Raw genomic sequence first — 18,182 nt, forward strand, 5'->3', positions numbered from 1 at the left:
AGAGGTGGAGACGGTGAGGGAAGAAGCAGAATTGCACCAATTGATCCTGACTGTGGGGCAACGTGTTGGGGCACGTGCCATCGGTTTATCTGGTTCACGGACCGATCCACAGGCGCCAAAAGATTTTTTGCAAGACTTTGATGTGGTTTACGTAATGGATGATATTCAGCCCTTGGTCGATGATTCTTCATGGTTAGAAGCCTTTGGACCGATCATGATCAGGCAAACACCGGAAGCTAGCACCATCTATCCGCCAAGCTTGGGCGGGTGTTTTACGTACTTGATGCATTTTTTAGACGGAGTAAGAATCGATCTCATGCTATGTCCTCTTGCACTGGTCGATCGTCTGGCTAACGAACCAGGCTTGCAGCCGCTGCTTGATCCAGACCAAATACTAAGTTTTGCTAAACAAGCAAATCATTCGCATTACTGGATCAAGCGCCCGACCCAAGCCGCTTTTCAGGAACACTGCAACGAATTTTGGTGGGTAAGCACGTATGTCGTGAAAGGGCTGCTTCGAAAGCAGCTGATTTATGCTGCGGATCATTTATACACTATTTGTTGGCAAGAATTGTTATGGATTGAAGATTTGTTCGTTGCCCAAGCTCAGCAATTTCAGGTGAGTACAGGGAAAAATCATAAATACCTACAGTCGTTTCTAACGGAAAAGGAGTGGCGGGAATTGACCTCATTGCTTGATTTTTCCACGATCACTGCCTGCGGTCAGTCCCTCTTGAAGATGCAAAAACGTTTTGATGGCCAAGCAAAGAACATCAGCGAGAAATTAGGGCTGGCCTATGATTGGCAAGAAGCTGAGAATGTCCAAACATATACGAAGTATTGGAGTGAAAAAAATTGGCAGATGAAACCAGAGAATCAAAAATAAAAGACTGTCAGATTCAGGCGTTTTGGCAGCGGTTTTTAAAAGAAAATCCAAGAAATCAATCTCCTTTGACCTATGAAGATGCTTGGTCCTTTGGTGATACACCACAAATGGCCGATGATCTGGCAGCACTGGTTTTAGCTGGCAAAAAGACGGCAACGACATCTGCCGCTGCGCTCTATGAAATCGAGCAAGAAGCATTGCCGCAATCAGGAACCTATAGTGTCCTTTTAGATGGGTCGGATGTACCAAAAGCTGTTCTTTACTTAGAGTCAGTGTCGATCGTGCCTTTTGATGAGGTGACAGCAGACTTTGCCTTTTTAGAAGGGGAAGGAGATCGCACTTTGGCTTATTGGCGCCGTGTTCATGAAGCTTTTTTTCGACGAGCTTATGCCTCAGCGGGGTTGTCTTTTCACGATCAAATGCTGTGTGTTTGCGAAAAGTTTTGTGTCGTTTATCAGGAAGAATAAAGTCATGGTTTTCTTTGGAAACCAAGGTAATAGTTTTTGTCTTTTTGAAAAAGGTGTATAATCAAAAGCAAACAAAGGAGGAAGTCGTATGCCATTTATCCATGTCGAACTAGTTGAAGGACGTTCGCAAGAGCAACTGACGAATATGATGAAAGAAATCACTGAGGCGGTCCATAAAAATACAGGCGCCCCTAAAGAGCATATCCACGTTATCATCAATGAAATGAAGCAAGGAACCTATGCTGTGAATGGCGATTGGAAATAATTCTCTTGCTTTTTTATCAAGAGAGTGGTTTAATTGAGCCATAATCGATCAATAAAAAAGACACCTGAATTTGAGAGTCTTCGATAAGAGAGGGAAATCTTGGCTGAAAATTTCCTAGAAGAAAACCAAAGGATGACCACTTTTTTAAGACCTCTGTTGAAACGGAGGCGGTTGAACCGTTATCTCATGAAGAGGAAAACAGACTTTTTCTGTTTTTGAAGAATAGGTGGAACCACGAGTGATCGTCCTAGTATCGTACCCGATACTAGGACTTTTTTTATTGATTGAAATCATCAAAGGAGGACATTCATATGTCATTATTTATTACATTTCCTGATGGCGCAAAAAAAGAATTTGCTGTTGGGGTAACAACCAAAGAGATTGCTGAAAGTATCTCGAAAAGTCTTGCAAAGAAAGCGTTAGCTGGAAAAGTCAATGGACAACTGATCGATCTTTCACGTCCGATCGAAGAAGATGCAACGATTGAGATCGTGACACCCGATCATGAAGACGCCTTAGGCTTACTTCGTCATTCGACAGCTCATTTAATGGCTCAAGCCATGCGCAGACTCTATCCATCGATCCATTTTGGGGTAGGACCTGCAATTGATTCTGGTTTTTACTATGACACAGACAATGGGGAAAACCCAGTAACTGCAGAAGATCTACCAGCAATCGAAGCAGAGATGATGAAGATCATCAAAGAAAATCTGCCAATCGAACGCCGCGTGTTAACAAAAGAAGAAGCGTTGACCCTTTTTGCCGAAGATCCATACAAAGTAGAGTTGATCACTGAATTACCAGATGATGAAACGATTACTGCCTATCAGCAAGGTGAATTTGTCGATCTTTGCCGCGGTCCTCACGTCCCATCAACTGGTCGTATCCAAGTGTACAAATTGTTATCAGTGGCAGGTGCTTACTGGCGTGGAAGCTCTGACAACCAGATGATGCAACGGGTATATGGAACAGCCTTTTTCGATAAAAAAGACTTGAAGGAATTTATCCGTTTACGAGAAGAAGCAAAAGAACGCGATCATCGTAAATTAGGAAAAGAATTAGAATTGTTCATGTTATCACCTGAAGTCGGCGCTGGTTTGCCTTTCTGGCTGCCAAAAGGAGCTACGATCCGTCGTACGATCGAACGGTATATCGTGGACAAAGAAATCAGCTTAGGGTACCAACATGTGTATACACCAATCATGGCAAACGTGGATCTATACAAAACCTCAGGGCACTGGGATCATTACCATGAAGACATGTTCCCGCCAATGGATATGGGTGATGGGGAAATGTTAGTATTGCGACCAATGAACTGTCCGCATCATATGATGGTTTATAAAAATGACATTCATTCGTATCGTGAGCTACCGATTCGGATCGCTGAATTAGGCATGATGCACCGCTATGAAAAATCAGGGGCATTATCTGGATTGCAACGGGTTCGGGAAATGACTTTAAACGATGGGCATACATTCGTCCGTCCGGATCAAATCAAAGAAGAATTCAAACGGACACTTGATTTAATGATCGGTGTTTATGAAGACTTTAATATCACCGATTATCGTTTCCGTCTAAGTTATCGTGATCCACAAAACAAAGACAAATATTTTGATGACGATGCAATGTGGGAAAATGCGCAAACGATGCTAAAAGCCGCTATGGATGAATTAGAATTGGATTATTTTGAAGCAGAAGGCGAAGCAGCTTTCTATGGACCAAAACTAGATGTCCAAGTGAAAACAGCTTTAGGCATGGAGGAAACCTTGTCAACGATCCAATTAGATTTCTTGTTGCCTGAACGGTTTGACCTAACGTATGTTGGTGAAGATGGTGAAAACAACCACCGTCCAGTGGTGATCCACCGCGGCATCGTTTCAACGATGGAACGCTTTGTGGCTTATCTGACGGAAGTCTATAAAGGCGCATTCCCAACTTGGTTGGCGCCGATCCAAGCATCGATCATTCCAGTTTCAGTCGAAGCTCACAGTGACTATGCTTACGAAATCAAAGAACGCTTGCAGGCACAAGGACTGCGGGTAGAAGTGGATGACCGCAACGAAAAAATGGGGTATAAGATCCGCGCATCACAAACCCAAAAAATTCCTTACCAAATCGTTGTTGGGGATCAAGAAGTCAATGACGCGACAGTCAATATCCGTCGCTACGGCAGCAAAGAGACCCAAGTCGAAGAATTGAATCTGTTTGTTGATGCAATGGCTGCAGAAGTGAAAAACTATAGTCGAAAATAGTTTTATGATGGATGAAGCGAAAAAGCACCTTCTTTAAGATGGTGCTTTTTTGTCTAAATTCACAAAAATAAATAAATAGGTTTTGTTATGATGATTAGATTGTAGTATAATTGATAAGTGGCAAAAATGAAAAAAAAGAAAAGGAGTTTGTGATGAATTATAATTACGGAGTTAGAAAGAAATCGGTTGTATCGGTCATTTTATTAACATTTATTACTTGTGGCATTTATACATTCTTTTGGATGTACCAAACAACCAAAGAGCTAGCAGAGTACAGCGGGGATAATCGTCTTTCGCCAGAAACGTCGATTTTACTCACGATCCTTACTTGCGGATTGTACCAAATTTATTGGTGGTACCGAATTGCGGATATCTTTATGAGTGCACAACAACGAGCGAATATGCCTCGTCTGAGTGACAACAAAATCCTTTTTGTCGTCTTGAGCCTTTTTGCTTTTGATTTCATCAACATGGCGATTTTACAAGGTGATATGAATCAAATGTGGGAAGCAGCTGATCAAAATGCCATGATGTCATCTGCTACATCAAACGATTCGTCTGATTCAGATGATTGGGTCGATTATTGATTTGTCCGTTTAAATGGTTAACGGGGTTTCCTTGTCCAGGTTGTGGCATGACGCGCGCCTACTTGCACTTATTTCAGGGTGATCTTGAAGGTACGCTGCATTTTCATCCCTTGTTTTGGTTAGTGCCGATCGTATTCGGAATCGTTTTGTTCAAAAAAAATCCGAAAATCAGCAAACTTTACCACAGTCACAACCTGTGGCTGACCTTGACACTTTTGGTACTAGTGGTTTATGGTGGTCGGCTCTGGCTTCATTTCCCACATGACGCGCCAATGGACTTTGATCCAGAGAGCATTTTCCCACAACTACTACGTCGGATTGGTCAAGTGATTCACTAACAGCCATTCACCCAGGCATTAAAAATCTTTAAGAAAATGCTTTGTTTTTTTCTGAAAGCGAAGGGAACATGCGACAGTAGTTGAATCTTTATGAAAATTGTGTTATATTTACAATGTAATGATACTTAGAGTGAGTGAGCGGTTTTTTCGCTCACTCTTTTTAATGGAATGAAGTTCGTTTCGTTGAGAAATAAAGGAGGCGATGTTGTGAGTACGGTAGTGGAAACTGTTACAGATATAGTGACCCCTATTCTGGATGCGCAAAAATTTGAATTAGTTGAAGTAGAATTCGTGAAGGAAGGGAAAAATTGGTTTCTTCGTGTGTTCATCGATAAAGAAGGCGGAATCGATATCGAGGAATGTGCCTTTGTCAGTGAACAACTTAGTGAACAATTAGACCAATGCGAACCTGATCCTATTCCACAGGCCTATTTCTTGGAAGTTTCTTCCCCTGGCGCCGAGCGTCCATTGAAGAAAGAAGCAGATTATCAACGGGCAGTCGGCGAGTACATTCATGTTTCTTTATATCAACCGATTGATGGAGAAAAACAGTTCGAAGGCTTTTTACAGTCATTCGACGAAAATCAGCTAGTTATTAAGACCCGAATCAAAACCAGAGAAAAAGAACGAACGATCGACCGGAAAAATATTGCCAAAGCTCGTTTAGCCATTCAATTTTAAACACGGAGGAATGAAAGAATCATGAGTAAAGAAATGTTGAATGCATTGGATGCATTAGAAGCAGAGAAAGGCATTTCAAAAGAGATTGTCATCGATGCCTTGGAAGCGGCATTGGTTTCAGCGTACAAACGTCATTACGGGCAAGCGCAAAATGTGGAAGTTGAGTTTGATCAGAAAAAAGGCAACATCCACGTCTATGCAGTCAAAGAAGTGACAGAAGAAGTCATGGACTCGCAACTAGAGGTTTCATTAAAAGAAGCGATGACAATCAATCCCGCTTATGAAATCGGCGACAAAATCCGTTTTGAAGTAACGCCTAAAGACTTTGGTCGTATTGCGGCGCAAACGGCAAAACAAGTCATTTTGCAACGGGTCCGTGAAGCAGAAAGAAACATTATTTATAACGAATTTAGTGCGTACGAAAAAGACATTCTGCAAGGAATCGTTGAACGCCAAGACAATCGTTATATCTATGTAAACTTAGGCAAAATTGAAGCCGTGCTTTCAAAACAAGACCAAATGCCAAATGAGTTTTATCAACCCCATGATCGGATCAAAGTATTCGTTTCTCGTGTTGAAAATACTTCGAAAGGCCCTCAAGTATTCGTTAGCCGTAGCCATCCAGATTTGCTACGCCGATTATTTGAACAAGAAGTGCCAGAAGTATATGATGGTACTGTAGAGATCGTAAGTATTGCTCGTGAAGCAGGGGATCGTGCCAAAGTCGCTGTTCGTTCCTTTGATGCCAACGTCGATCCAGTCGGCACTTGTGTCGGCCCTAAAGGTCAACGGGTTCAAGCGATCGTCAATGAACTAAAAGGCGAAAACATGGACATCGTGGAATGGAATGAAGATCCAGCGATCTTCATCGCCAATGCGTTGAATCCAGCAGAAGTCAGCGACGTTATTTTCGACGTTGATAATCCGAAGGCATGTACTGTTGTCGTGCCTGATTACCAATTATCATTGGCGATCGGTAAACGCGGACAAAATGCTCGTCTAGCAGCCAAATTGACTGGCTTCAAAATCGATATCAAATCAGAAACAGATATGGAAGAGTTTTATGCGAAGCTGGATGAAGGCGACTATATCGATGAGTATGATGCAACTGCTTCAGAAGCTGCTGAAGAAAGCAGCACAGAAGCAACAGAATCTGCAGAAACAGTTGATGAAGCGATCCTTTCATCAGATATGACTGCGGATGATTATGAAAATGTTGAGTTTGACGAAAAATAGTTGAGGTGAGATCGTGATGAAAAAACGAAAAATTCCTTTACGAAAATCAGTGATTTCAGGCGAAATGCTGCCTAAGAAAGAAATGCTTCGTATCACTCGTTCAAAAGAAGGCGTTGTTTCCATCGATCCAACAGGAAAAATGCCCGGTCGAGGAGCTTATATAGCGATCGAACCGGCTGAAGCCCAGAAAGCATGGGATAAGCGGATCTTGGATCGGGTGCTGGAAACGAAATTAACAGATGAATTTTACCAAGAACTATTGGACTATGTAACGCACCAAAAAGCGCGAAAAGAGTTATTTGCAAATGAATAAAACCAAAGCATTAAATATGTTAGGACTAGCCATGCGTGCTGGGAAATTAGTGACTGGTGAAGAAATGACCTTAAAAGAGATTCGCAATGAGAAAGCTGCTTTGGTCATTGTCGCCAGTGATGCTGGTAAAAATACACAAAAGAAAATTAAGGACAAAAGTTCTTATTACGAAATTCCGCTCCTAGATGCATTTTCTGCTGATGAAATCAGTGCGGCCATTGGGAAACCAAGAATGGTGATTGGCATCTTAGATCAAGGATTTGCAAGGAAGGTGCAGGAATTAATATTAGGTTAGGAAGGTGATTGCATGGGGAAAAAAAGAATTTATGAACTTGCAAAAGAATGGAACAAATCGAGCAAAGAGGTTGTTGAAAAAGCACAATCTTTAGGCTTTGATGTCAAAAATCATATGGGCGCGATCTCAGATGGAGAGGCGCAGAAATTGCAGCAGTCATTAGGCGGCAATCCAAATGGTAAAACATCTGCAAACTCAAATCCCGCAAATCAGAAACCAGCCAACCAGCCGGAAAAACAAGAACAAAAGAAATTTAAAACGCAAAGAAATAATCCTAACTTCCAAAACCGTCATAACAATCAAAGTCAACAGCGAACTACGCAAAGCAATAACCGTCCTGCTGGTCAAGGACAAGTAGAGCGCACGAACAGTCAAGGAAGTAACAGACCAAATAACCAAGGAAGTCATAATCGAGTGAATAACCAAGAGAATCGTAACAATCAAGGGCAACAAAACCGCCCAACAAACCAAGGACAACAAAACCGTCCGAATAATCAAGGGCAACAAAATCGCCCAAACAACCAAGGACAACAAAACCGTCCGAACAATCAAGGACAGCAAAACCGTCCGAATAACCAAGGGCAACAAAATCGCCCAAACAACCAAGGACAACAAAATCGTCCGAACAATCAAGGACAACAAAACCGTCCAAACAACCAAGGGCAACAAAATCGTCCGAATAACCAAGGACAGCAAAACCGTCCAAACAACCAAGGACAACAAAATCGTCCGAACAATCAAGGGCAACAAAACCGTCCAGCCGCTCAATCTGCAGGAAATACGCAAGGGGCAGACCGCAACAACAACCGTACGCAAGGCTCGAATGATTCCCGTGGAGGAAATCAAAACCGCGGCAAGTCAAATTACGGTGGACGCAATAACAATTTCAACAACAACAATCGCAATAAATTTAACAAAAAAGGGAAAAAAGGCCGTCAGCAGACGGAAAAGAAACCGCCAGTTCCAGCACGTAAATTCCGTGAACTGCCAGAAGTATTGGAATATACAGAAGGCATGAACGTAGCGGATATCGCGAAAAAAATCTACCGTGAACCAGCAGAGATCATCAAGAAGCTCTTTATGATGGGGGTTATGGTCAATCAAAACCAACCTTTAGATAAAGATACGATTGAACTGCTTGCTACCGATTACGGAATCGAACCACAAGAAAAAGTTCAAGTGGATATCGCAGACATCGATAAATTCTTCGAAGCAGAAGAACAAATTGAAGAGAATTTAGTATCACGACCACCTGTTGTTACCATCATGGGTCACGTTGACCACGGGAAAACAACATTGCTTGATACGTTACGTCATTCACGCGTAACAAGTGGTGAAGCTGGAGGAATCACGCAGCATATTGGGGCTTACCAAATCGACATCAATGGCAAACCAATCACTTTCTTAGATACTCCTGGACACGCGGCGTTCACCAGTATGCGTGCACGGGGAGCAAGTATCACTGATATTACGATTTTAGTTGTCGCAGCTGATGATGGTGTCATGCCGCAAACGGTGGAAGCGATCAACCATGCGAAAGCAGCAAAAGTGCCAATCATCGTTGCAGTTAACAAAATCGATAAACCAGGTGCTAACCCTCAACATGTGATGCAAGAATTAAGTGAACATGAGTTGATCCCAGAAGCTTGGGGTGGGGATACGATCTTCGTTGAAATCTCAGCGAAATTTGGGCAAAACATTGAAGAATTGCTTGAAATGATCCTCTTAGTAGCAGAAGTCGAAGATTTGAAAGCTGATCCTACCCAACGGGCGATCGGTACCGTTATTGAAGCGCGCCTTGATAAAGGCAAAGGTCCTGTAGCAACACTATTGGTACAACAAGGAACTCTTCATGTTGGTGATCCAATCGTTGTGGGGAACACTTTCGGTCGTGTCCGCGTGATGACGAATGATTTAGGTCGTCGTGATAAAGCAGCTGGACCTGCAACGCCAGTCGAAATCACAGGATTGAACGATGTCCCTCAAGCAGGTGACCGTTTCGTTACCTTTGAAGATGAAAAAACGGCTCGGGCAGCAGGTGAAGAACGTGCAAAACGTGCCTTGATGGAACAACGTGCATCAAGCAGTCGTGTGACATTGGATAACTTGTTTGAAAGTCTAAAAGAAGGCGAACTGAAAGAAGTGAACGTCATCATCAAAGCAGACGTACAAGGTTCAGCCGAAGCGTTAGCTGCGTCATTGAAGAAAATCGATGTTGAAGGTGTGCGAGTAAACATCGTCCATTCAGCCGTTGGTGCCATTAATGAAAGTGACGTAACGCTAGCAGCAGCAAGTAATGCCATCATCATCGGATTCAACGTCCGCCCTACACCGCAAGCCAAACAGCAAGCGGAAGCAGAAGAAGTCGATATTCGTTTGCATCGCATTATCTACAAAGCGATCGAAGAAATCGAAACAGCGATGAAAGGGATGCTTGATCCTGAATTTGAAGAAAAAATCACCGGTCAAATGATCGTTCGTGAAACCTACAAAGTTTCTAAAGTTGGTACGATCGCTGGTTGCTATGTGACGGAAGGCAGCATTCGCCGTGACAGTGGTGTACGGGTGATTCGTGACGGTATCGTCATCTATGAAGGCAAACTTGCCAGCTTGAAACGCTTCAAAGACGATGTCAAAGAAGTGAAGCTAGGATTTGAATGTGGCGCGATGATCGAGAAATTCAACGACGTAAAAGTCGATGATGTGATCGAAGGCTATGTCATGGAAGAAGTACCAACAAAATAAACGAAACGACAACTATACAAGGAGGCTTTTTGAATGGCTAACTATCGAGATCGCCGAGTGGCGCAAGAAATCTTAAAAGAAGTCAATCAAATTCTTCGTAAAAAAGTTCGTGATCCTCGCGTGCAAGATGTGACGATCACAGATGTACGAGTAACTGGAGATTTGCAGCAAGCAACGATCTTTTACAGCACCTTGACGGACTTGGCTTCAGATAAGCAAAAAGCCCAAGCAGGACTGGAAAAAGCAACTGGGTTGGTTCGTCGTGAATTAGGCCAAGCGCTAACGCTCTACAAAGTTCCAGAAATCCAATTCGAGTTGGATGAATCTGTACAATACGGGAATAAAATTGATGAAATGATTCGCGCATTGCACTCAGAAGAATAAAAAAAAGAACAGCTTCCAGTCGAAGCTGTTCTTTTTTATTTGGAAAAAGCATCAGGAATTCATCAGTAAAGTAACCAGTCCAGCAACACCTGCCCCTAAGAGCCAACCACCGATCACATCTGTTAAAAAATGGATCCCTAAGTAGACTCTGCTAAAGCCAATCATAAAGCTAAGCAAAATTGCCAGTAAGGTCATCGGGATGACAGCTGAGGGAACCAATTGTCCAAGATTCAAGGCGATCGTTCCATACATGGCAGCGGATGTGGCAGCATGAGCACTAGGAAAGCTGTGATCTTTTTCTTCAACTAAACGATGATCAATAGGACGATCTCGTCGGACGATTCGTTTGATCAAGTAAGCAGCTGCTGATACTATGAAGATACTGACTGCTGTTTTTGGTGCAAGATCCGCCCGCGATGATGGAAAGGCAAACAACAGTAAAGCGATCGCAACTGTCGGAAAGGCTTTTCCTAAATTGGTAAAAAAGTGCATCATGCGCGTCAAAGAGGGCGTACGGCTTTGGATGATCTGCAAAGCAAACGCTTCTTCCCAACGCTGCATCGTGCCGAGCTGAATCATGATCAAAAAAATGGCAAATCCAATAAATGACCCTATCGTTAAAACAACCATTTTAGGACCTCCTTATATGCTTAGTTTATCATGTAATGAGAAAGAGCGAAAAGGATTTTGTCGTGCAATGAATTTTTTTTATATGTTATAATAAGCAAGTTGAAGTGAAATGGAGGAATACGATGGACGGGATTTTACCATTATGGAAAGAGCGTGGACAAACAAGTCACGACTGCGTGTTTAAATTACGAAAAATATTAAAGACAAAAAAAATCGGACACAGCGGCACACTAGATCCTGACGTGGATGGTGTCTTGCCCATTTGTATCGGAAAAGGAACGAAGATCGTCGAATACTTGGTTGATTCTGGAAAAGTCTATACCGGGGAAATCACTTTGGGCTTCAGTACCACTACAGAAGATCGGTCGGGGGATATCGTTGAACAACAAGCACTAACTCGTCCGTTTACGAAGGAAGAGATCGATCAGGCAATGAAACAGTTGACGGGGACGATTACCCAGATCCCGCCGATGTATTCGGCGGTCAAAGTCAATGGAAAACGACTTTACGAATATGCTCGTAACAATGAAACTGTCGAGCGGCCACAGCGCAAAGCAGAAATTTATTCCTTTGAACGAATTTCAGAGCCGATTATTCATGAGGACAATACGCAAAGCTGGCGTTTTGAAGTTGCTTGTGGAAAAGGGACCTATGTTCGCACATTAGCGGTCGACACAGGGAAATTGCTGGGTGTACCCGCGCATATGTCTGATTTGACTCGCCTAAAAAGCGGTGGTTTTTCAAAAGAACAATCCTACACGATTGCAGAGGTGCAAAAGGCAGTCGATGAACAACGTGTTTCGGAACTACTACTACCTTTAGAATACGGGGTATCAGAATTTCTTCAAGTGACGATCGATGCAGACCTCTGGCAGAAAGTAAAAAATGGCATGCGTTTGCCCTTCAGCGCGTTTGGATTAACAAAGCGCCCAGAGGAATTAGTGGCGATTTTTTATCGAGAACAATTGATCAGTATCTATAAAGCTCATGACAAATACCAGGATATGATGAAACCGGTAAAAGTCATCCGTACAGAAATAGGAGAATGAATATGGAAATCATTGAAATAAGACACCCTTATGATCACGCAGCGATTCCTGAGGAGGAGATCGTCTTAGTTTTAGGCTTTTTCGATGGCGTGCATTTAGGTCATCAAAAAGTCATTGAAACAGGACGAAAGATTGCAGAGGAGAAAGGGTTAAAATTGGCGTTGATGACCTTTAATCAGCATCCCTCGATCGTTTTTCAAAAGGTTGATCCTGAAAAAATGCAATACCTGACCAGTTTGCCGCAAAAAGAAGCGCACATGGAACAACTTGGGGTAGATATTCTTTATATCGTTGAATTTACTTCTGCCTTTGCAAATTTGGCACCGCAAGTATTTGTAGATGAATACATGATCGGACTGCATGCAAAAGTTGTTGTTGCAGGTTTTGACTATACCTATGGCAAGAAAGAGATAGCCAACATGGCGCTTTTGCCAACCTATGCAGAAGGACGTTTTGAAGTCGTGACTGTCGCGCAAGAATCGTTTCATGAGGAAAAGGTCAGCTCCACACGCATTCGCTCTGCACTACAAAATGGTGATATGGCGCAAGTCAATCGCTTGTTAGGGTATATTTATGAATTTGAAGGAACCGTCGTTCACGGTGATGCTAGAGGACGAGAACTTGGGTTTCCAACCGCAAATATCAAAGTGAAGAGCACCGTTCGGTTGCCAAAAGAAGGCGTCTATGTGACGGAAATCAAAGTTGGTGACAAGTGGTATCCATCGATGGGATCGATTGGTCACAATGATACGTTTGGTCAAGGTCGCCAGTTAACAGTAGAGATTTATATTCTCGATTTTCACCAAGATATCTATGGTGAAACCGTGGCGATCCGTTGGCATCATTTCTTACGTGATCAAGTCGCTTTCAATGGCGCACAAGCGTTGATCGAGCAATTAAAGCAAGATGAACGAGACACTGAAGCTTATTTTGATGGGCTTTCTGAAGAAAACTAGTCATTCGTAGTGAAAAGAAGCGTTTCTGGCTTCTTTTCACTTTTTCTTTTTCTCTCTTTTTATAACGTAGTTTATTTGAATTCTAATGCTTTCCCCATGAGGAAAAAACGTTTTTTCGATATACTAAAAAATAGGCTAAAATGATAATTTATGCAGTACGCTGCAAAGGGAAAGGGAGAGAAAAAGTGACAATTGGAAAAAAAGCGAAAAAGGGGAAAGAAAAGAAAGATTTAACCAAAATGAAAACGCCGCATACGTATGTCATCATTTTTGGGGTCGTGCTGTTGGCATGGTTGCTGACTTTCTTAGTTCCTGCTGGGAAATTTAGTACACAAGAAATCGAGTATACCGATGCAAATGGGGACATAAGTACCAGAACGGTCTTGATGCAAGATTCGTTTCGTTATGCCTACCCGTTAGATAACGAATACGTCTATCAACAGTTGAATCAATTGGAAGACGATCCACAAGAGCTGGAAGAATTAGATGTCGATCCTGAGGCTTTAGCAGCTGTTCTAGCTGAAGGGCCTAAAGAGTTGTCCCAGAGTCAATTAGATGAGGTCGGGCTAACGGATGACACCCTCTACAGCCTTTATGGCGAAAAGATTTATGATACTTCTGAAAAACTGCATAAAACAGCCAAGGTTTGGGGAACCGATGACTTTGGCGGTTTCGGCTTTTTAAATTTTGTTTTTGAAGGGTTGGTTTCTGGCGACAAATACGGCTCAGCAGTAGGGATTGCAGCACTGATTTTAGTGGTCGGTGGTGCATTTGGTATTATCATGCAAACGGGAGCGATCGATGCGGGGATCTTTGCATTTATCAGCAAAACCCGTGGGTTAGAACGTCTGGCATTGCCGCTGTTGTTCTTTGCTTTTTCATTTGGTGGTGCTACTTTTGGGATGGCAGAAGAAGTCATTCCGTTTTCGATGGTCATGGTGCCTTTCGTGATCGCATTAGGGTATGACTCGATCGTGGCGGTCACTGTCACCTATGTCGCCTCCCAGATTGGGAATGCCACCTCGTGGATGAGTCCATTTAGTGTGGCAGTGGCTCAAGGGATCGCAGGTATTCCCGTTCTTTCAGGCGCAACGTTCCGAATCATCATGTGGGTCGTGGTTACCGCATTATCCGCAGGATACCTCATGATCTATGCCGAAAGAATTCGCAAGAATCCTGAGAAATCGCTCACGTATCAATCAGATGCGTATTTTCGAAATCATCTTGAAAAAACCTCCAGTGAGCAAAAGCCATTTTTATTAGGTCATAAATTGATCTTGGTTGAAATGCTGGCGGTCTTGATCTGGATCGTATGGGGTGTGACACAAAAAGGCTATTATATTCCCGAGATCGCTTCTCAATTCTTTGTGATGGGCTTAGGGGCAGGAATCATAGCGGTTCTTTTCAAATTAGAAAATATGGGCTTGAATGATGTGGCGAGTGCCTTTCAATCAGGGGCCTCAGAATTAGCAGGAACTGCAATCGTTGTAGGGATGGCCAAAGGGATTCTTCTGGTTCTCGGCGGTTCTGATGCCAACGTGCCGTCAGCCTTGAATACGATTTTGCACAGCATCGGTGGTTTGTTAAGCAATGTTCCAGCATTTATTGGGGCATGGTTCATGTACATTTTCCAAAGCTTCTTCAATTTGATCGTGACCTCCAATTCAGGTCAGGCTGCATTGACCATGCCGATCATGGCGCCATTAGCTGATCTTTTAGGTGTTTCAAGACAGATCGCTGTATTGGCTTATCAATTAGGCTCAGGCTTCATGGATGCCTTCACTCCAGTATCGGCAAGTCTGATCGGTGTGCTAGGTGTCGCAAGAATCGAATGGGTGAAATGGGCGAAATTCCAGATCAAAATGCAAGGGTTCTTATTTGTATTAGGAACGATCTTCATCTTTATTGCAGTCGCGATCGGCTTGCAATAAGAAGCAATCAGACACGAGGAGGAAGCACTCATGAAGGTGATACGACAAGCGGAGGTTTATGCGCCTGACTATTTAGGAAAAAAAGATATTCTTTTAAGCGAAGACAAGATCATTGCTATTGAAGATTCGATCGAAGGAGGATTCTCAGGGGTTCCTCTTGAAGAAATCGATGGCACAGGGTTACTTGCTGTTCCCGGCTTTATTGACTGCCACTTTCATATCTTAGGAGGTGGCGGGGAAGGCGGCTTTCAGAACCGGACACCAGAAGTGAAATTGTCTCAGCTGACCTCAGCGGGGGTAACGACAGTGGTTGGGTGTTTGGGTACTGACGGAGTAGGCAGAGATATGACTGCCTTGATCAGTAAGGCCCGTGGACTAGAGGCAGAAGGCATCACGACGTACTTGTATGACGGTTCTTATCGATTGCCATTGACTCCGGTCACCGATTCTATCATTCAAGATTTTTTGACTATTGACAAAATCATTGGTATCGGTGAAATTGCCGTTTCTGACCATCGTTCTTCACAACCGAGTTTCGAAGAATTTACCCGCGCGGTGGCGGATGCCCGTGTTGGTGGGATGCTTTCTGGAAAAGCAGGCATCGTAAACGTCCACTTAGGTGGAGGAAAGAGAAAATATGAGCTACTTTTACGAACCATCGAAGAAACAGAGATTCCAATCAGCCAATTTTTACCGACACATGCCAATCGGACCAGCGAGCTTTTCGAAGCAAGTATTGCTTTTGCAAAAATGGGTGGAACGATTGATTTTACGGCGAGTGAGGATCCTGATTTCTGGGAAAAAGAAGACGATGAGGTTCGCTTCAGTAAAGGATTGAAGCGTTTGTTAGCAGAAGGGATCGGGCTGGATCAATTTACCATGACCTCTGATGGGCAAGGTAGCCTCCCGTACTTTGATGAAAACAATCAATTCATAGGTCTGGGTGTCGGTAGTTCGCGAGCCTTGATGGTAGGCATTAAAGAAGCAGTCCAAAAAGAGCAGATTCCATTGGAGATCGCCATTCGAGCAATCACTTCTAATCCAGCGAAAGTATTGAAGCTTGATCAAAAGGGACGTCTTGCAGCAGGGATGGATGCTGATATTTGTTTGCTGAACAAAGAAACATTAACAGTAGAAACGGTTCTAGCGAAAGGCAGAACGATGGTAGAAAAACAAGAAGTAAAAGTGTGGGGTACCTTTGAGCAACTAACATAAGAAGACTCCAGCTTTGACAAACTAAGAAACGGTTGTTTTTCTAAACAGAGTTTTAGAACAAAATAAGCAGCCCGATCCATGACCAGCATTTACTGGACTTGATCGGACTGCTTTTTTCAATTAAACGCAAGCATTCTTAAGCGTGCAACGCATCCAATTTCTTCATGTCTTCTTCAGAAATTTCAAAGTCAACTTTAGCATTGTCAGCAATGTATTCTTCATGAACGGATTTTGGCAATGGCAGAATGTCTTTTTGTAGCAAGTAACGAATTGAAAGTTGTGGAATAGATTTTCCATAAGCTTCCGCAATCGTCTTCACTGCATCGTTATCGAGTAAACGACCGGTGGCGATTGGAGAATAGCCTTCCACTAAAATTTCGTGGTCTTTACAAAATGCCAATAACTCTTCATTTGTGCGTCCAATATGGTAAACAAACTGGTTGACCATCGGTTTCACATCGCAATGATCAAAAATATTCTGTAAATCTTTTTGATCGAAGTTGGAAACACCAATTGATTTTACTTTCCCACTTAAGTAGGCTTCTTCTAATGCTTTCCAAACATCGATGTTTTCAAGATAAAAATCTTTGTTTTCTGGATTGTTTCCCATGATTTTCCAAGGACGAGGGGCGTGGATCAAAATCAAATCGATATACCCTAAGTCAAGTTTTTTTAGAGAAGCATCAATGCTATCAACCGCTTCTTGGTAGGTCTTCAACTCAGCAGGTACTTTCGTGGTAACAAAAATTTCTTCGCGGGCAACGCCTGAATCGCGCACAGCTTTCCCAACCGCTTCTTCGTTTTTGTAAGCTGCCGCTGTATCGACATGTCGATAACCGTTTTGAATGGCAAATTTTGTGGCGTTGTAAGCATCTTCTGGAGAAGATTGCCAGGTTCCAAGGCCAATCTTAGGAATCGTCAGTTTGTTCTGCAAGGTAAATGTTTCTTGTAATATCACGTATCTCAACCTACTTTCATCGCTTTTTTTTGTTACATCTTCCATTATAAAACGTTTTCTTGTTTGAAACAAATCAGACGCTGAAACTTTTTCGGTAAATTGACTTTCAAAAGGATCTTTGATACATTATCAGAAACCTAAACGCAGAAAGATGTGGAAAAAATGGATTTTGTAAAAGAAGATTTTGCCTATTATCGGCGCTCTTTTGAATTGATGTATCGCAGTTATTTCCGTAGAAGAATGATTGCCCTGGGTGTGGCGATTTTGATTATCTTAGGTTATTTATTTTTGTTACAAGAAAGTTTGCTTTTAAATATCATCTTGCTAGGTATTTTGCTAGGGATGATGGCGTGGCTGGTTTCACTTTCTCAGAAAGCGAGTGAGGTCGTACGTGCTTTTGAAGAAGAAAATCAGGTGCCGCAAATTCATCAACTGACAGAATTCGAGGATTATTATGCATTCCCAATGAACGATGGAACAACGATGCGCGTGAAGAAAAACGGCAATCGCAACTTCCCTTCCAATAATAAGCAGTACACGTTGATGGCAGGCTATAAAAAAGTTTTCTTTGTGCAACAACCCTTGATGATTTTTTACTATGACCTCTTGGAAATGAAGTATGATGAAGCGTATCGTTTGAAACGAAATCGCCAAAACGGGTTCAATCGTTGGTCGCGTTATTTCAGCTTTCACTCCTTTAAGGGATCGATCGGCAATGTTTTTCAATTCTTGCTGGGAAATATTTTCTTCTTATTTATTGCGTATCGGTTGATCCGCTATCTGATCGATATTTTGCTACACATTCTATAACGGTCGCCAAGGGGATGATTCTCATCGTTTTCATAGACTGGTGAAAAAGATGATAGGACTTAATTTTTTAAAAAAGGTATACTTAAGTCAGATAAGACAAGCAATTGTCTTTCAAGAATAAGAGTCCTGCTCTTGTTAAGTAAGCCGTCAGCAACAGCTTATCTATTGTGGCGCTAACAGTTTG

19 protein-coding genes are annotated in these 18,182 nt (G+C 42.6%); 17 read left to right on the forward strand and 2 right to left on the reverse strand.

Going from position 1 to position 18,182, the window contains the following annotated elements; genetic code table 11:
* The first annotated feature begins 13 nt into the window (after positions 1-13).
* The 12 genes from ACI3E5_RS04760 (at position 14) to rbfA (ending at position 10,449) form a co-directional block, all read left to right on the forward strand.
* Positions 14-886 (forward strand): aminoglycoside 6-adenylyltransferase, encoded by an 873-nt coding sequence (locus tag ACI3E5_RS04760; protein ID WP_325845466.1) that lies wholly within the window; start codon positions 14-16, stop codon positions 884-886.
* The gene (locus ACI3E5_RS04765; protein ID WP_325845467.1) at positions 856-1,353 is read left to right on the forward strand and encodes an ASCH domain-containing protein; all 498 of its coding nucleotides are present in this window, start codon (positions 856-858) and stop codon (positions 1,351-1,353) included. Before ACI3E5_RS04760 ends, ACI3E5_RS04765 begins: the two co-directional genes overlap by 31 nt.
* A gap of 88 nt (positions 1,354-1,441) precedes the next feature.
* Entirely contained in the window at positions 1,442-1,618 is a 177-nt protein-coding gene (gene thmT, locus ACI3E5_RS04770) for a 2-hydroxymuconate tautomerase (protein ID WP_005225916.1), read from the forward strand.
* A 311-nt stretch (positions 1,619-1,929) separates the two neighbouring features.
* A complete protein-coding gene (gene thrS / locus ACI3E5_RS04775) occupies positions 1,930-3,870 on the forward strand; it encodes a threonine--tRNA ligase (protein WP_015509581.1) in 1,941 nt (646 codons plus the stop codon).
* 152 nt (positions 3,871-4,022) lie between these two features.
* Complete coding sequence (locus ACI3E5_RS04780) at positions 4,023-4,457, forward strand: DUF4234 domain-containing protein (RefSeq protein WP_034857985.1); 435 nt, start codon at positions 4,023-4,025, stop codon at positions 4,455-4,457.
* Positions 4,454-4,795, forward strand: coding sequence for a DUF2752 domain-containing protein (locus ACI3E5_RS04785; RefSeq protein ID WP_325845472.1), 342 nt, complete (start codon positions 4,454-4,456; stop codon positions 4,793-4,795). Before ACI3E5_RS04780 ends, ACI3E5_RS04785 begins: the two co-directional genes overlap by 4 nt.
* 207 nt (positions 4,796-5,002) lie before the next feature.
* A complete protein-coding gene (gene rimP / locus ACI3E5_RS04790) occupies positions 5,003-5,476 on the forward strand; it encodes a ribosome maturation factor RimP (protein ID WP_005225920.1) in 474 nt (157 codons plus the stop codon).
* 21 nt (positions 5,477-5,497) lie between these two features.
* Positions 5,498-6,712, forward strand: a complete 1,215-nt coding sequence (nusA, locus tag ACI3E5_RS04795) for a transcription termination factor NusA (RefSeq protein ID WP_060792086.1) — start codon at positions 5,498-5,500, stop codon at positions 6,710-6,712.
* Positions 6,713-6,728: 16 nt separating this feature from the next.
* Complete coding sequence (rnpM, locus tag ACI3E5_RS04800) at positions 6,729-7,025, forward strand: RNase P modulator RnpM (protein ID WP_005225922.1); 297 nt, start codon at positions 6,729-6,731, stop codon at positions 7,023-7,025.
* The gene (locus ACI3E5_RS04805) at positions 7,018-7,320 is read left to right on the forward strand and encodes a YlxQ-related RNA-binding protein (protein ID WP_015509584.1); all 303 of its coding nucleotides are present in this window, start codon (positions 7,018-7,020) and stop codon (positions 7,318-7,320) included. Before rnpM ends, ACI3E5_RS04805 begins: the two co-directional genes overlap by 8 nt.
* Before the next feature lie 12 nt (positions 7,321-7,332).
* The gene (infB, locus tag ACI3E5_RS04810; protein WP_005225924.1) at positions 7,333-10,065 is read left to right on the forward strand and encodes a translation initiation factor IF-2; all 2,733 of its coding nucleotides are present in this window, start codon (positions 7,333-7,335) and stop codon (positions 10,063-10,065) included.
* 33 nt (positions 10,066-10,098) lie between these two features.
* Positions 10,099-10,449: a 30S ribosome-binding factor RbfA gene (gene rbfA, locus ACI3E5_RS04815; protein WP_005225925.1), complete on the forward strand. Its 351-nt coding sequence runs from the start codon at positions 10,099-10,101 to the stop codon at positions 10,447-10,449.
* Positions 10,450-10,500: 51 nt separating this feature from the next.
* Here the strand turns inward: rbfA and ACI3E5_RS04820 are convergent, their stop codons facing one another.
* Positions 10,501-11,079, reverse strand: coding sequence for a phosphatase PAP2 family protein (locus tag ACI3E5_RS04820; protein ID WP_015509588.1), 579 nt, complete (start codon positions 11,077-11,079; stop codon positions 10,501-10,503).
* A gap of 122 nt (positions 11,080-11,201) precedes the next feature.
* Between ACI3E5_RS04820 and truB the strand changes: the two genes are divergently transcribed.
* The 4 genes from truB (at position 11,202) to iadA (ending at position 16,230) form a co-directional block, all read left to right on the forward strand.
* Positions 11,202-12,128, forward strand: coding sequence for a tRNA pseudouridine(55) synthase TruB (gene truB, locus ACI3E5_RS04825; protein ID WP_156235770.1), 927 nt, complete (start codon positions 11,202-11,204; stop codon positions 12,126-12,128).
* A 2-nt stretch (positions 12,129-12,130) separates the two neighbouring features.
* Positions 12,131-13,084, forward strand: coding sequence for a riboflavin biosynthesis protein RibF (gene ribF, locus ACI3E5_RS04830; protein WP_164890358.1), 954 nt, complete (start codon positions 12,131-12,133; stop codon positions 13,082-13,084).
* Positions 13,085-13,323: 239 nt separating this feature from the next.
* Positions 13,324-15,015 (forward strand): putative basic amino acid antiporter YfcC, encoded by a 1,692-nt coding sequence (yfcC, locus tag ACI3E5_RS04835; protein WP_170927566.1) that lies wholly within the window; start codon positions 13,324-13,326, stop codon positions 15,013-15,015.
* A gap of 30 nt (positions 15,016-15,045) precedes the next feature.
* Positions 15,046-16,230 carry a beta-aspartyl-peptidase gene (gene iadA / locus ACI3E5_RS04840; protein WP_086338286.1) on the forward strand — a complete coding sequence of 395 codons (1,185 nt, stop codon included), beginning with the start codon at positions 15,046-15,048 and terminating at the stop codon, positions 16,228-16,230.
* 136 nt (positions 16,231-16,366) lie between these two features.
* Here the strand turns inward: iadA and ACI3E5_RS04845 are convergent, their stop codons facing one another.
* Positions 16,367-17,233 (reverse strand): aldo/keto reductase, encoded by an 867-nt coding sequence (locus tag ACI3E5_RS04845; protein WP_325845470.1) that lies wholly within the window; start codon positions 17,231-17,233, stop codon positions 16,367-16,369.
* Between the two features lie 117 nt (positions 17,234-17,350).
* Between ACI3E5_RS04845 and ACI3E5_RS04850 the strand changes: the two genes are divergently transcribed.
* A complete protein-coding gene (locus tag ACI3E5_RS04850) occupies positions 17,351-17,998 on the forward strand; it encodes a hypothetical protein (protein WP_194185304.1) in 648 nt (215 codons plus the stop codon).
* Positions 17,999-18,182: the final 184 nt, after the last annotated feature.

This window comes from Candidatus Enterococcus avicola, from assembly GCF_047470845.1.
GTDB classification, from domain to species: Bacteria; Bacillota; Bacilli; order Lactobacillales; family Enterococcaceae; genus Enterococcus_D; species Enterococcus_D casseliflavus.

Bases quoted from the DNA above. Each gene is read 5' to 3' on its own strand.
- thmT (WP_005225916.1), top strand. From the start codon at position 1,442: ATGCCATTTATCCATGTCGAACTAGTTGAAGGACGTTCGCAAGAGCAA.
- thrS (WP_015509581.1), top strand. From the start codon at position 1,930: ATGTCATTATTTATTACATTTCCTGATGGCGCAAAAAAAGAATTTGCT.
- ACI3E5_RS04780 (WP_034857985.1), top strand. From the start codon at position 4,023: ATGAATTATAATTACGGAGTTAGAAAGAAATCGGTTGTATCGGTCATT.
- nusA (WP_060792086.1), top strand. From the start codon at position 5,498: ATGAGTAAAGAAATGTTGAATGCATTGGATGCATTAGAAGCAGAGAAA.
- rnpM (WP_005225922.1), top strand. From the start codon at position 6,729: ATGAAAAAACGAAAAATTCCTTTACGAAAATCAGTGATTTCAGGCGAA.
- ACI3E5_RS04805 (WP_015509584.1), top strand. From the start codon at position 7,018: ATGAATAAAACCAAAGCATTAAATATGTTAGGACTAGCCATGCGTGCT.
- infB (WP_005225924.1), top strand. From the start codon at position 7,333: ATGGGGAAAAAAAGAATTTATGAACTTGCAAAAGAATGGAACAAATCG.
- rbfA (WP_005225925.1), top strand. From the start codon at position 10,099: ATGGCTAACTATCGAGATCGCCGAGTGGCGCAAGAAATCTTAAAAGAA.
- ACI3E5_RS04820 (WP_015509588.1), bottom strand. From the start codon at position 11,079: ATGGTTGTTTTAACGATAGGGTCATTTATTGGATTTGCCATTTTTTTG.
- truB (WP_156235770.1), top strand. From the start codon at position 11,202: ATGGACGGGATTTTACCATTATGGAAAGAGCGTGGACAAACAAGTCAC.
- ribF (WP_164890358.1), top strand. From the start codon at position 12,131: ATGGAAATCATTGAAATAAGACACCCTTATGATCACGCAGCGATTCCT.
- yfcC (WP_170927566.1), top strand. From the start codon at position 13,324: ATGAAAACGCCGCATACGTATGTCATCATTTTTGGGGTCGTGCTGTTG.
- iadA (WP_086338286.1), top strand. From the start codon at position 15,046: ATGAAGGTGATACGACAAGCGGAGGTTTATGCGCCTGACTATTTAGGA.
- ACI3E5_RS04845 (WP_325845470.1), bottom strand. From the start codon at position 17,233: ATGGAAGATGTAACAAAAAAAAGCGATGAAAGTAGGTTGAGATACGTG.
- ACI3E5_RS04850 (WP_194185304.1), top strand. From the start codon at position 17,351: ATGGATTTTGTAAAAGAAGATTTTGCCTATTATCGGCGCTCTTTTGAA.